This window comes from Alistipes intestinihominis, assembly GCF_040095975.1.
Taxonomy (GTDB): domain Bacteria; phylum Bacteroidota; class Bacteroidia; order Bacteroidales; family Rikenellaceae; genus Alistipes; species Alistipes senegalensis.
In genome coordinates, this window is record NZ_JBBMFL010000008.1 from 117,467 (window position 1) to 130,545 (window position 13,079).

12 protein-coding genes are annotated in these 13,079 nt (G+C 61.1%); 8 read left to right on the plus strand and 4 right to left on the minus strand.

Translation table 11 applies throughout. The annotated features are described in order from the left end of the window. The first annotated feature begins 17 nt into the window (after positions 1-17). Positions 18-857, plus strand: a complete 840-nt coding sequence (locus tag WMO46_RS08475) for an aldo/keto reductase (RefSeq protein ID WP_349094193.1) — start codon at positions 18-20, stop codon at positions 855-857. Between the two features lie 142 nt (positions 858-999). On the opposite strand, the gene WMO46_RS08480 is transcribed toward WMO46_RS08475, so the two are convergent. The 4 genes from WMO46_RS08480 to ligA form a co-directional block, all read right to left on the minus strand. Then, on the minus strand, positions 1,000-2,205 hold the full coding sequence (locus tag WMO46_RS08480) for a clostripain-related cysteine peptidase (protein ID WP_129651987.1): 1,206 nt from the start codon (positions 2,203-2,205) through the stop codon (positions 1,000-1,002). Further along, entirely contained in the window at positions 2,202-2,939 is a 738-nt protein-coding gene (locus WMO46_RS08485) for a DUF4919 domain-containing protein (protein WP_129651988.1), read from the minus strand. The genes WMO46_RS08480 and WMO46_RS08485 overlap by 4 nt, the downstream gene beginning before the upstream one ends. Before the next feature lie 28 nt (positions 2,940-2,967). Next, positions 2,968-3,858 carry a 4-hydroxy-tetrahydrodipicolinate synthase gene (gene dapA / locus WMO46_RS08490; protein WP_129651989.1) on the minus strand — a complete coding sequence of 297 codons (891 nt, stop codon included), beginning with the start codon at positions 3,856-3,858 and terminating at the stop codon, positions 2,968-2,970. A gap of 64 nt (positions 3,859-3,922) precedes the next feature. Then, complete coding sequence (gene ligA, locus WMO46_RS08495) at positions 3,923-5,947, minus strand: NAD-dependent DNA ligase LigA (protein ID WP_349094194.1); 2,025 nt, start codon at positions 5,945-5,947, stop codon at positions 3,923-3,925. A 150-nt stretch (positions 5,948-6,097) separates the two neighbouring features. On the opposite strand from ligA, the gene WMO46_RS08500 reads away from it, so the two are divergent. The 7 genes from WMO46_RS08500 to WMO46_RS08530 all read left to right on the plus strand — a co-directional run bounded on the left by WMO46_RS08500 (position 6,098) and on the right by WMO46_RS08530 (position 13,030). Then, positions 6,098-6,433, plus strand: coding sequence for a hypothetical protein (locus tag WMO46_RS08500; protein WP_019150610.1), 336 nt, complete (start codon positions 6,098-6,100; stop codon positions 6,431-6,433). 8 nt (positions 6,434-6,441) lie between these two features. Beyond that, a complete protein-coding gene (locus tag WMO46_RS08505; protein WP_129651990.1) occupies positions 6,442-7,050 on the plus strand; it encodes a leucine-rich repeat domain-containing protein in 609 nt (202 codons plus the stop codon). Positions 7,051-7,325: 275 nt separating this feature from the next. Next, on the plus strand, positions 7,326-8,597 hold the full coding sequence (locus WMO46_RS08510) for an adenylosuccinate synthase (protein ID WP_349094195.1): 1,272 nt from the start codon (positions 7,326-7,328) through the stop codon (positions 8,595-8,597). Between the two features lie 139 nt (positions 8,598-8,736). Continuing rightward, positions 8,737-9,618 carry an electron transfer flavoprotein subunit beta/FixA family protein gene (locus tag WMO46_RS08515; RefSeq protein ID WP_349094196.1) on the plus strand — a complete coding sequence of 294 codons (882 nt, stop codon included), beginning with the start codon at positions 8,737-8,739 and terminating at the stop codon, positions 9,616-9,618. Between the two features lie 12 nt (positions 9,619-9,630). After that, positions 9,631-10,650: an electron transfer flavoprotein subunit alpha/FixB family protein gene (locus tag WMO46_RS08520; RefSeq protein ID WP_349094197.1), complete on the plus strand. Its 1,020-nt coding sequence runs from the start codon at positions 9,631-9,633 to the stop codon at positions 10,648-10,650. Beyond that, entirely contained in the window at positions 10,650-12,374 is a 1,725-nt protein-coding gene (locus WMO46_RS08525) for an acyl-CoA dehydrogenase family protein (protein WP_026076486.1), read from the plus strand. The genes WMO46_RS08520 and WMO46_RS08525 overlap by 1 nt, the downstream gene beginning before the upstream one ends. 113 nt (positions 12,375-12,487) lie before the next feature. Beyond that, positions 12,488-13,030 carry an outer membrane beta-barrel protein gene (locus tag WMO46_RS08530; RefSeq protein WP_349094198.1) on the plus strand — a complete coding sequence of 181 codons (543 nt, stop codon included), beginning with the start codon at positions 12,488-12,490 and terminating at the stop codon, positions 13,028-13,030. The last annotated feature ends 49 nt before the right edge of the window (positions 13,031-13,079 follow it).

Sequence of the window (13,079 nt, forward strand, 5' to 3'; positions counted from 1 at the left end):
ATCATAATAGTGAGAATATGAAAACGATCAAATTGAACAACGGCGTCGAGATGCCTCAGATGGGTTACGGCGTCTACCAGGTTTCGCCCGCCGAGTGCGAGCGTTGCGTTGCGGATGCGCTGAGCGTCGGCTACCGCATGATCGACACGGCGCAGGCTTACCATAACGAAGAGGGCGTGGGCAACGCCGTGCGCCGCAGCGGCATCGACCGCGGAGAGATTTTCCTCGTGTCGAAAGTCTGGATCTCCAACTACGGTTACGAAAAGGCCAAAGCCTCCATCGACGAGAGCCTGCGCCGCTTGCAGACCGACTACATCGACCTGATGCTGCTGCACCAGCCCTTCTGCGACCGCTACGGTGCATACCGCGCATTGGAGGAGGCGTACAAGGAGGGAAAATTGCGGGCTATCGGCGTTTCGAACTTCTACCCCGACCACTTCATCGACCTGGCCAGCAATATGGAGATCGTCCCGGCGGTCAATCAGGTCGAAACGCACATCTTCGACCAGCAGCGGGAGCCGCAGCGCATCATGGAGGAGTTCGGTACGCGCATCATGTCGTGGGGCCCGCTGGCCGAGGGCCGCAACGGATTCTTCACGAACCCGGTTCTTGCCGAAATCGGCAGTAAATACGGCAAGTCGGTGGCGCAGGTGGCCCTGCGCTGGCTGATTCAGCGCGGCGTCATCATCATCCCCAAATCGACCCACATCGAGCGGATGCGGCAGAACCTCGACATCTTCGATTTCACGCTCTCCGACGAGGACATGGCCGCCATCGCCGCACTCGACACGGGTAAGAGTCTGTTCTTCGACCACCACGACGCCGAGACGACCCGTATGTTCATGGGATGGAGGTAATGCGACGAACGAGAATCCGGGAGATGTCCCGTAGTCGTTCCGCCTGCCGTTGAATGTCGCCGTGCCGAGCATCCGTGACAGCCGGCCCCTCTTTTTCTCTCTTCGGCCCGCCCGCTGTCGGACGGGCCGTCGTTCATTCGTTTCAGTGCGTATCCCGATACCAGTTCGTCTGCCGGTTTTCGGCGGCGTACACCGTCGAAGGTTCGCTGACCGAGACGCCCGAATAGTAGTTTACGGGGTGTTTTATGGCGTCGTAGGCCGAATAGAAGTATTTCGTGTGGTGCCGGCAGGATACCGGAAACGCCAGTTCCATCTGCGCCTTGAAGCTGTCTATTGCACCCAGATCGTTGCAGCACAGCGTAACGTAGTGTTCCAGGTCGTAGAACAGCTTCGTGGCGTTCCCCTTGTAGTATTGAAGCGCGTCGATGTCGAACGGCTGTTTCTTATCTTTGATCTGGCGCATCTCCATCATCAGCGCATCCAGTTGCGCCGTGACGGCCAGCGAGATGCACCCCGACTGTTCGTTTCTCTGGACGGTGTCCCAGTCGTTCTCGTAGAAGTTCCAGAACTCCCAGCAGGCTTTTTCGAGACCGTCGAACACGCCGTTCCCTTCGAACAGGTGGGGGACGATCCGGTCGTAGGGGAAACCTGCGGCCATGATCTCGCAGGGAGAGGCCACGATATAATCCACCGCACGGCGCAGGTCGTACAGCGTCTCGATATTGGCCATGAAACAGTCGTCGAAGATCAGGTAGTCGAAACGGAACCGCTGGGCTTCGAGCGCCGCGGCCAGTTCCGTAATATCTAGTTCGTAACCCGTGTCGCCGAACGAGCGGGTCTGCTTGGCTCCGGGCGCCGTCGTCCATACGTCGTCGGCCGGGAGCATCGAGCGGGGCAGCACGCCGCCGCTCGCGGGAATCCACGCCTTGCCGTGACAGCCGATGATCAATCCGTAATTTCGGGCCGGAGCCAGTTCCGCGGCATCGGCGAACAGCTGCTGCACCGCTGCGGGGTTTCCGGCGTCGAAATCGTCGTAGGTTTTGAGCGTCTTGGCCTCGCTGCACCGCTTGTTCCTGTCGTAATAGATCTCCTGCATCACGGCCGATGTCTGGTCGTCGGGCTGCCAGCATACCAGCATCCGCCCTTTGCCCAGCGCCCGGCCCGTTACGGCCGTGCGGATGCCTTGGATGTTGTTTTCGTAGTAGGCGATCAGACTCTGCCCCGGCATGTAGAGCAGGACGGTGCGGTCGGCCAGGGCGGGCGGATCGTATCCCGGAACCTCCTTGGAGCAGGCCGCGAGCGTCGCCGCCGCGAGCAGCCAGAGCGTATGTCGGAGGATGCGGATCATTTGTAAGTGCGGGGTTTGAGGTTGTTGAACTGCCACGTGCGGTCGCGTTTGTAGGTGTAGCCCTCGGGTTTGTTCCAGTAGACGCGGCCGAAGTCGAAATAGAATCCCTTGCGTTTCTTACCCTCGACGACATAGGGAACCGTCAGCGGCACGAACTCCACCGTGCGGCTGACGATGCGGGCCTTGCCGTAGGAGAGCCCCTCGGCGGCCAGCACGTCGAGCGCATGGTCGAACATCAGCACGTGGCGCGGGGTTTTCTGCGTGAATCCGTCGCCCGAGGCGAGGATCGTGCGGATCACGCCGTTCATGCGGTTCGAATAGGCTTTCTCGCGCACCTCGTCGCCCAGCCCTCCGTAGGCGAATGACATCAGGTTGAGGATCTTGGGGCTGAACGGATCGCGCTTCAGGGCGTCGGTGCCCATCGAGATCATCGACTCCAGCGTCGCCATGTCGGGTTTCTCGGGGTCGAGGCCCGAGACCAGCATCAGCATCTTGTCCAGATCGGGATTCGTGGCCAGCGGCTTGTAGTCGTCCTGATAGGCGTATCCGTAATAAAGATAGTGGTAATCCTCGTCGGTCAGCGTCGCATCGCCCGCGTTGTAGCGCAGCATCAGCGCCGGATAGTAGTAAGGCGATTCCGAATCCATCGTCCGGTCGATGATGTTGTCCTCGTCGGGGACTTTGGCGGCGGCCAGCGCCGGAATCAGGAGCAGCAGAAGCAGCAGTCGTTTCATACAGGTCGTTTCTGATACGAACGCGGATTCAGCGCAAATCGTATTCGGCGATGAGCCTTTTGAATTTCGCGCGGAGTTTTTCCGATCCGGCCACGAGCGGCAGGCGCATCGTGTCGCCGATGCGTCCCATCACCGAAAGGGCGCATTTCACGCCTACGGGGTTGCCCTCTTCGAACAGCGCCTTGACCGCTTCGTCCAGTTGCGCGTATTCGCGTTCGGCGGTGTCGAAATCGCCCGCTTTGGCGTGGTTCACGCAGCTCATGAAGCGTTCGGGGAAAACGTTGGCCACCACCGAGATCACCCCGTCGCCGCCGCGGCGCATCAGGGGAATGGTGATGCCGTCGTCGCCCGACAGCACGAGGAAGCCCTCGGGACGGTTGTCGAGGATGCGTTGCATCTGTTCGATGTCGCCCGAAGCCTCCTTGACGCCGATGACGTTCTCGAAGTCGCGGGCGATGCGCAGCGTGGTTTCGGAGGTCATGTTGACGCCCGTGCGCCCGGGGATGTTGTAGAGGATCACCGGCAGGGGCGAATGTTCCGATACGGTGCGGAAATGCTGGTACAGCCCCTCCTGCGACGGCTTGTTGTAATAGGGCGTCACGCTGAGTATGGCATCGGCGCCGCGCAGGTCGAATTCGCGCAGCTGGTCCAGCACCTCCGACGTGGAGTTTCCGCCGCAGCCCATCACCAGCGGCACGCGGCCGGCGATGTGGTTGGTGATGAACATGGCGATCACGGCGCGTTCGGGCATATAGAGGGTCGGGGTTTCGGCCGTGGTGCCCAGGGCGACGATGTAGTCCACGCCGCCTTCGATCACGTAGTCGATCATGCGGGCCAGCGCCTTGTAATCCACGCGGCCGTCCGCCGTGAAGGGGGTTATCATCGCGGCGCCCACGCCGGAAAGTTTGTGTCGTAGCATAGAGTTTCTGATTATCGTTGTTAGTTTCGTCTGTCGTTTTGTGTCGGAGTCCTTGACGCGGGCGTCAGAACAGTTCCTGCTGTGCTGCCTTTTCCGCCGGGCTTCCGCCTTCGATCATGGCGAAGAACTCCTCCTCGGAGATGATCTTCACGCCCAGTTTCTCGGCCTTTTTCAGCTTCGCGGGGCCCATGTTTTCGCCCGCGACGATGTAATCGACGTTGCCCGACACCGCCGCGAGGTTCTTGCCTCCGTGCATTTCGATCAGCTCCTTCATCTCGTCGCGGCTGCGCGAGAATTTCCCCGAGACCACGAATGTCTTGCCCGCCAGGCTCTCCGAAGCCAGTTCGCGCGCTTCGGCCTCGAATTGCAGCCCCGCGTCGCGCAGACGGCGGATGATCCGCAGGTTCTCGTCCTCGGCGAAATACTCGATGATGGCGTCGGCGATGCGTCCGCCTACCTCGTCGGCTTCCACCAGCTCCTCGCGCGTGGCCTTCATCACGGCGTCCAGCGACCGGAAGTGCTCGGCGAGGTATTTGGCCGTCGTTTCGCCCACGAAGCGGATGCCCAGTCCGAACAGCACGCGCTGGAACGGCACCTGCTTCGACCGTTCGATCGAACGGATGATGTTGTCGGCCGATTTCTCGCCCAGCCGGGGCAGGGGAGCCAGCTGTTCGGCGCGCAGGTCGTAGAGGTCCGCCACGTCGCGCACCAGTCCGTTTTCGTAGAGCAGTTCCACGGTCTCCTCGCCCAGTCCCTCGATGTCGAGGGCTTTGCGGCGGATGAAGTGGATGATGCGGCCGATGATCTGGGGCCGGCATCCGCCCTGATTGGGGCAGTAGTGCTTGGCCTCGCCCTCGTAGCGCACCAGCGGCGTGCCGCATTCGGGGCACACGGTGATGTATTCGAACGGCCGGCTGTCGGCGGGACGCTGCGAGAGGTCTACGCCGATGATCTTCGGGATGATCTCGCCGCCCTTCTCGACGTAGACCATATCGCCCGGGCGGATGTCCAGCTGGGCCATCTGTTCGGCGTTGTGCAGCGTGGCGCGCCGCACGGTGGTTCCGGCGAGCAGCACCGGTTCGAGGTTGGCCACGGGCGTCACGGCTCCCGTGCGCCCCACCTGGAACGACACGCTGTCGAGGCGCGTCAGGGCCTGTTCGGCCTTGAATTTGTAGGCTACGGCCCATTTCGGGGCCTTGGCCGTGAATCCCAGCTGGCGCCGCACGGCGAAGTCGTTGACCTTGATCACCACGCCGTCCGTCGGGAAGGGGAGTTCGCGCCGCGCCGTGTCCCAATGTTCGATGAATGCGTCGATCTCCGCGGCGCTGCGGCAGATGCGCGCCGCATCCGAAACCTTGAAGCCCCATTCGCGGGCCTTTTCCAAACTCTCCCAGTGGGTCGTGAAGGGCAGTTCGTCGCCCGCCAGCTGGTAGAGCGTGCAGTCCAGTCCGCGCCGGGCCACCACGGCCGACGACTGTTGCTTGAGCGTTCCGGCGGCGGCGTTGCGGGGGTTGGCGAAGAGCTGTTCGCCGTTGGCCTCGCGCTCGGCGTTGAGGCGGTCGAATGAGGCGTAGGGCATCAGGATCTCGCCCCGGATTTCGAAATGGTCGGGCCATCCCTCGCCCCGCAGGCGCAGGGGCACCGTGCGCACCGTGCGCACGTTGGCCGTCACGTCGTCGCCCTGCACGCCGTCGCCGCGCGTCACGGCGCGCACGAGGCGTCCGTGCTCGTAGGTGAGCGAGATGGCCGTGCCGTCGAATTTCAGCTCGCATACGTAGTCCGTGGGGCCGGTCTCGCGTTCGATGCGGGCGATGAATTCGTGCAGTTCGTCCAGCGAGTAGGTGTTGCCCAGCGACAGCATCGGGTAGCGGTGCCTGACGGTCTGGAACTCCGCCGTGAGGTCGCTGCCGACCCGCACCGACGGGGAATTGGGATCGGCGAATTCGGGGTACGCGCGTTCCAGTTCCTGAAGCTCGCGCATCATCGCGTCGAATTCGAAGTCCGAGATTTCGGGGGCGTTTTCGACGTAATATTTGAAGTTATGCAGTTCGAGCTGACGGCGCAGCTCCTCGATTCGTTCGCGTACCATAATATAAGAATGACGTGTGTAAAGTTACATATTTTGTCTTTAACAACGGGTAAAAACAGGGCAAAATCAAAAAAAATGCAAAAAAAAATTGCAGATGTGGCGCGATATTCAAATTTTGCTTATAATTGCAAAAAATTTCCAAGCACTTTTATGGCAAACCAGACTACCGCGAAAAAACATATCGTAACGAGTTTCCATAACCTGACTCCCGAAATTCAGGAGGCCGTCAAGGCGAAGTATCCTCTGGGCTTCACCGACGCCATGATCCGCGTTGACAAGCCCAACGGCGACTTCTTCTATGCCGTGCCCTACGACACGGACGAAATCGCCTACATGGTGAAGGTCGATGTGAAGGTTGACGACAACTCGCACGACGATGACGACAAGGACTATTACGACGACGAAATCAAGGGTGCCGACGACATCCAGGGCGGCGACGACGACGCATCGGATACGGACAGTTCCGACGACGACGTGAGCATCTGACGCTGCCTATGGTGCGTGCCCTCTCCGTCCTGTTCGTTCTGCTCTGCACGGCCTGCGGCCTTGCCGAGGACGACCGCGACGAGGACAACAAATACATCTATCTCGATTTTTACGACAAGGCGTTCGAGGCTTACTGCCTCGAAAAGTTCGACACGAACGGCGACGGACGCATTTCGCGCTACGAGGCGCAGCGTGTCCGGCGCATGTCGTGCCCCGGGCGGGGCATCGCGTCGCTGACCGACATCCGGGAGTTCTTCAACCTTCGGGAACTCGACTGTTCGGGCAATGACCTTACGCGGCTGGACCTCACGGCCTGCACTTACCTCGAACGGCTCGACTGCCGGGACAATGCGCTCGTGTCGCTCGATCTCGACGGCGTGCGGGGACTGGTGTGGATGGATTGCAGCGGCAACGACCTGCCGCGTCTCGACCTGCATTCGACGGCCTCGCTGCTGACGCTCGATTGTCGGGGAAACGCCCTCACGACGCTCGACGTGGCTTCGTGCGACGCCAACCTGAAGGCCGATGTGCGCAGCAATCCCGGTCTGACGACGGTCTACTGCCTCGTATCGCAGAACATCTCCTTCGACGGACCGACCGAACTCACCCGCCTGTAAGGCGGGTTTTAGGGTGCGGACGGCCTGTTTTCCCGCTGTCCATCCGGCTGCGCCCGTCCCCTAAGAGGCGGGTTTTAGGGTGCGAAAGTACCGCTTCCCCGCTTCCCATTCGGTTCCGCGCCCGTCCGGATTGCCCTTTATCTTTCCTCTTTTCGACCCGTTTTCTTTATAATTTGTTGAAAAGTCCGCCGTGCGGTTTGGGCTTTTCGGATAATAATTTGTACCTTTGGGTGCAAAAAATGTCTTTTGCAAGTATAAATTAGATACCGGATACAATGAAAAAAGTTGACGTGATCCTCGGCCTGCAATGGGGTGACGAGGGCAAAGGGAAGGTCGTGGACGTGCTGACGCCCCGCTACGAGGTGGTGGCCCGGTTCCAGGGCGGTCCCAATGCCGGTCACACGTTGGAATTCAACGGCGAGAAGTACGTACTCCGCTCGATACCTTCGGGCATTTTCCAAGGCGGCAAGACCAACATCATCGGCAACGGGGTGGTGATCGACGCCATCCTTTTCCGTGAGGAGGCCGAGGCGCTGGCGGCCAGCGGCCATGACCTGACCCGCCAGCTCTGCATTTCGAAGAAAGCCCACCTGATCCTGCCGACGCACCGCATCCTCGACGCGGCCTACGAGGCGGCCAAGGGCAGCGCCAAGATCGGCACCACGGGCAAGGGCATCGGCCCGACCTATACGGACAAGGTGAGCCGCAACGGCATGCGTGTCGGCGATTTGCTGAGCCCCGATTTCGAGCGGATCTACGTCGCGGCCAAGGCGCGTCACGAGAAAATTCTGAAAAGCCTCGATTACCAATACGACATCACCGAACTGGAGAAGCAGTGGTTCGAGGCGGTGAAATACCTCCGCCGCTTCCACATCATCGACAGCGAATATTTCGTCAACGACTGCCTCGCGCAGGACAAGTCGATTTTGGCCGAGGGTGCCCAGGGGACGCTTCTGGACGTGGATTTCGGCTCCTATCCGTTCGTGACCTCCTCGAACACGGTCTGCGCGGGCGTCTGCACCGGACTGGGCGTCGCTCCGAACCGCATCGGCGAGGTGTACGGCATTTTCAAGGCTTACTGTACGCGCGTGGGCAGCGGGCCGTTCCCCACGGAGCTCTTCGACGAGACGGGCGAGCGGCTGTGCGACATCGGCCACGAGTTCGGAGCCGTCACGGGACGCCGCCGCCGCTGCGGATGGCTGGACATGGTGGCCCTGAAATATTCGATCATGATCAACGGCGTGACGCAGCTCATCATGATGAAATCCGACGTGATGAACGACTTCGACACGATCAAGGTGGCCACGGCCTACGAGATCGGCGGGCGCACGACCTCGGAATTCCCCTACGAGATCGACGGGGAGCTCAAACCGGTCTACACCGAGTTCGAGGGGTGGAAATGCGACCTGCGCAAGTACGGCCGTTACGAGGAGTTTCCCGAGGCGTTCAAGCGTTACGTGGAGTTCATCGAGCGTCAGACGGGCGTCCCCGTGAAGATCATCTCGGTAGGTCCCGACCGCGGCGAAACCATTGTCCGTCCGGAGTAAGACGCCGGTTTTCGGGGCGGCAGCAGGTTGTTTCGCTGTCGTTCGGTTCCGCGGCTTTCGTCTGCATTCCGGTAGACAGCCCGTTTGCGATAACAGCGGTAACAGGAAAAGGATATCAATATATAACCACTTAACTTATATGCAACAACAAAACCTCAAAATTCTTGTTTTGGCCAAGCAGGTGCCCGACACCCGCAACGTGGGCAAGGACGCGATGACCCCCGAAGGGACGGTCAACCGCGCGGCGCTTCCGGCCATTTTCAATCCCGAGGACCTCAATGCGCTGGAAGCCGCCCTGCGGCTGAAAGACCGCGTCGAGGGTTCCACGGTCCATATTCTCACGATGGGGCCGCAGCGTGCCGCCGACATTATCCGCGACGCGATGTTCCGCGGCGCCGACGGCGGTTACCTGCTTTCGGGCCGCGAATTCGCCGGCTCGGATACGCTGGCCACCTCTTACGCCCTTTCGTGCGCCTTGAAGAAGATCGCTCCCGACGTGATCTTCGCAGGCCGTCAGGCCATCGACGGCGACACCGCGCAGGTGGGCCCGCAGGTTGCCGAGAAACTCGGCCTTCCGCAGGTGACCTATGCCGAGGAGATCGTCGAGGTCAAGGCGGGGGCGCTGGTCGTGAAACGCCGCCTGGAGCATGGCACCGAGGTTGTCGAGTGTCCGATTCCCGCCGTGGTGACGGTCAACGCTTCGGCCGCCGAGTGCCGTCCGCGCAACGCCAAGCGGGTGATGAAGTACAAGGGCGCCCTGGCCGGTTCCGAAATCGCCGCGGCTCCCGAGTCGCCCGCCGCACAGCGCGCCGCTGCGAAGGAGTACCTGCAAATCGTGGAGTGGGCCGCCGCCGATGTCGATCCCGATCCCGGACAACTCGGCCTCGCGGGTTCGCCCACGAAGGTCAAGAAGATCGAGAACGTGGTTTTCGCCGCCAAGGAGGCCAAGAAACTCACGGCCGCCGACGAGGATATCAATTCACTGATGGTTGAACTTATTGCGAGCCACACGCTCGGTTAATACGCTTCGGAGATGAACAATATATTCGTATACATCGAGATGGAGGGCGGCAAGGTCGCCGATGTGAGCCTCGAACTGCTGACCAAGGGCCGCGAGCTGGCCGACCGCCTCGGGGTGAAACTCGAAGCCGTCGTGCTGAGTCACGAACTGGCGGGTATCGCCGCCGAGCTGGCCAAATACGGCGCCGACACGGTGTGGACCGCCGATGACGAACTCTTCGCCCCGTTCCGCACGCTGCCCCATACGGCCGTGCTGTGCGGGCTGATCGAACAGGAGAAACCCCAGATCGCACTCTTCGGCGCTACGCCCGTGGGCCGCGACTTCGCACCCCGCGTATCGTCGGCGCTGCACAGCGGCCTGACGGCCGACTGTACGCAGCTGGAGATCGGCGACCACAAGGACCCCAAGACGGGCAAGGAGTACAAGGACCTTCTCTATCAGATCCGTCCCGCCTTCGGCGGCAACATCATCGCCACGATCGTCAACCCCGACCACCGTCCCCAGATGGCGACGGTCCGCGAGGGCGTGATGCGCAAGGAGCTCGCCGCCAAACCGGGTGCCGGCGAGGTGAAGCCGATCGACTGGAAGAAATTCGTCAAGGACACGGACCTCGTGGTGAAGATCGTCGATCGTCAGATCGAGGAGCGCAAGATCGACATCAAGGGTGCCGGCATCATCGTCGCCGGCGGTTACGGCATGGGTTCGAAGGAGAACTTCAAGCTGGTGCACGACCTGGCCGACGTGCTGGGCGGCGAAGTGGGCGCCAGCCGCGCCGCCGTCGATGCGGGCTTCACGGAGCATGCGCGCCAGGTAGGCCAGACGGGTGTTACGGTGCGTCCGAAACTCTACATCGCCTGCGGTATTTCGGGGCAGATCCAGCACACGGCCGGCATGGACCAGTCGTCGATGGTGATCTCGATCAACACCGATCCCGAGGCTCCGATCAACAAGATCGCCGACTACGCCATCACGGGCGATGTCAATGAGATTATCCCCAAGATGATCAAGTACTATAAACAAAATTCGAAGTAATGGCTAATTTCTTTTCAGATAACAAGGATTTGCAGTTCCACCTCCAGCATCCGCTGATGCGCAAGATCGTGGAGCTGAAAGAGCGCGGTTTCGCCGAGAAAGACCTCTACGACTATGCGCCGCAGGATTTCGAAGACGCTATGGACTCCTACCGCCGCGTGCTGGAGATCGCCGGCGAGGTCTGCGGCGAGGTGATCGCCCCCAATGCCGAGGGCGTGGACCACGAGGGCCCGCGCGTGGTCAACGACCACGTGGAGTATGCTTCGGGCACGGTCGAGAACATGAAGGCCGTCGTCGATGCGGGCCTGAGCGGCATGACGCTTCCCCGCAAGTACGACGGACTGAATTTCCCGCTGATCTGCTTCGTGATGGCCAACGAGATGGTCGCACGCGCCGACGCCAGCTTCGAGAACATCTGGGGATTGCAGGATTGCGCCGAGACGCTCAATGAGTTCGCCTCCGAAGAGATCAAACAGAAGTATCTGCCGTGGGTTTCGGCAGGCGCGACGTGCGCGATGGACCTTACGGAGCCCGACGCCGGTTCGGATCTGGGCGCCGTGATGCTGAAAGCCACCTGGTCGGAGGAGAAGCAGACCTGGCTGTTGAACGGCGTGAAGCGCTTCATCACCAACGGCGACGGCGAGGTTTCGCTCGTGCTGGCGCGTACCGAAGAGGGTACGACCGACGCCCGCGGCCTTTCGATGCTGGTCTATGACAAGCGCGACGGCGGCGTGAAGGTGCGCCGCATCGAGAACAAACTCGGTATCAAGGGATCGCCGACGTGCGAGCTGGTCTTCACGAACGCCCCGGCGCAGCTGGTTGGCGACCGGAAGATGGGTCTTATCAAGTACGTGATGTCGCTGATGAACGCCGCCCGTCTGGGCATCGGCGCTCAGTCGGTGGGTACGTGCGAGGCCGCTTACCGCGAGGCGCTGAAATACGCCCACGAGCGCGCCCAGTTCGGCAAGCCGATCATCCAGTTCGCCGCCGTGTCGGAGATGCTCTCGAATATGAAGGCCAAGGTGCAGGGCGCGCGTGCGCTGCTGTACGAAACCGCGCGTTTCGTCGAGGTCTACAAGCAGTACGGCCATATCTCCCACGAGCGTTCGCTCGAAGCGGAGGAGCGTCAGGAGATGAAGTTCTACAACCGTCTGGCCGACGGCTTCACCCCGCTGGTGAAGCTCTTCTCGTCGGAGTATGCCAACCAGCTGGCCTACGACGCCATCCAGATCCACGGCGGTTCGGGCTTTATGAAGGACTATCCCTGCGAGCGCATCTACCGCGACGCCCGCATCATGAACATCTACGAGGGCACCTCGCAGTTGCAGGTCGTGGCGGCGATCAACGCCGTGACGAAGGGCACGTTCATGGAGCAGATCGAGCGTTATGCCGCAGAGAGCTATTCGGAGGCGATGTGCCCCGTGGTCACGAAGCTCAAAGAGCTGACCGTGAAGTTCTCGGAGATGCTGGCCCGCGTCGAGGCCGGGGACAAGGAGGTTTGCGGATTCAAGGATTTCCATGCCCGCCGCCTGGTGGAGACCGCCGGACACATCATCATCACCTACCTGCTGGCCCGTCAGGCCGGTCAGGCGGAGGAGTACGTCGCTTCGGCGCGCATCTTCTGCAAGCTCGCCGAGGCGAAGATCTCGGAGGCTTATACCTACGTGATGAACTCCACGACGGAGGATATCGCGCTGTTCAAGGCCGTCGAGCAGGAGAACTGACGACTGCGGATGCGAATCCGTTTACCGGGAGGGCTTTTTTCGAAGGTCCTCCCGTTTTTTTGCAGCGCGGTTTTTGCTATATTTACGGCTGTAAACCCTTAAACCGGAAAATTATGATCAAGAAATTGCTGATGGCGGCCGTCGTTCTGGCGATGGCCGTGCCCGCCGCGGCTCAGGGATCGCGCCGCAGCGAGATTTCCGTCTCCTACGGTTTCGCGCCCGTGACGGACTGGATCGACGCATACAGCGACCTGCTGACGGGCGCCGATACGGACCCCTCGGGATGGGGCGCCGTCACCGTGGGGTACAGCTTCCGGGTGATCGGCAGCCTGCGCATCGGGGCACAGGTCGTCTATTCGTCGAACACGCAGGAGATCAAGGGCTCCGGTTCGGAGATCAAAAACCGTTACTGGACCGTGATGCCCAATGCGAAGTGGAACTGGCTCAATCTGAAGATCGTGTCGTTCTATACGTGGGTCGGTGCGGGCGCTTCGTTCGCCAAGGCCAAGGTCGGGGGACAGAGCGACAAATCCACGTTGTTCGCCTTCCAGGTGTCGCCCGTCGGCGTCGAGGTCGGGGGACGCATCGCGGCTTATGCCGAGGCGGGTATCGGCACCTCGGGCAGTCTGCTGGTCGGTGCGCGTTACCGCTTCTGATCGCCCCGAGGCATGAAAAAGCCTGCATCCGTCGGATGCAGGCTTTTTC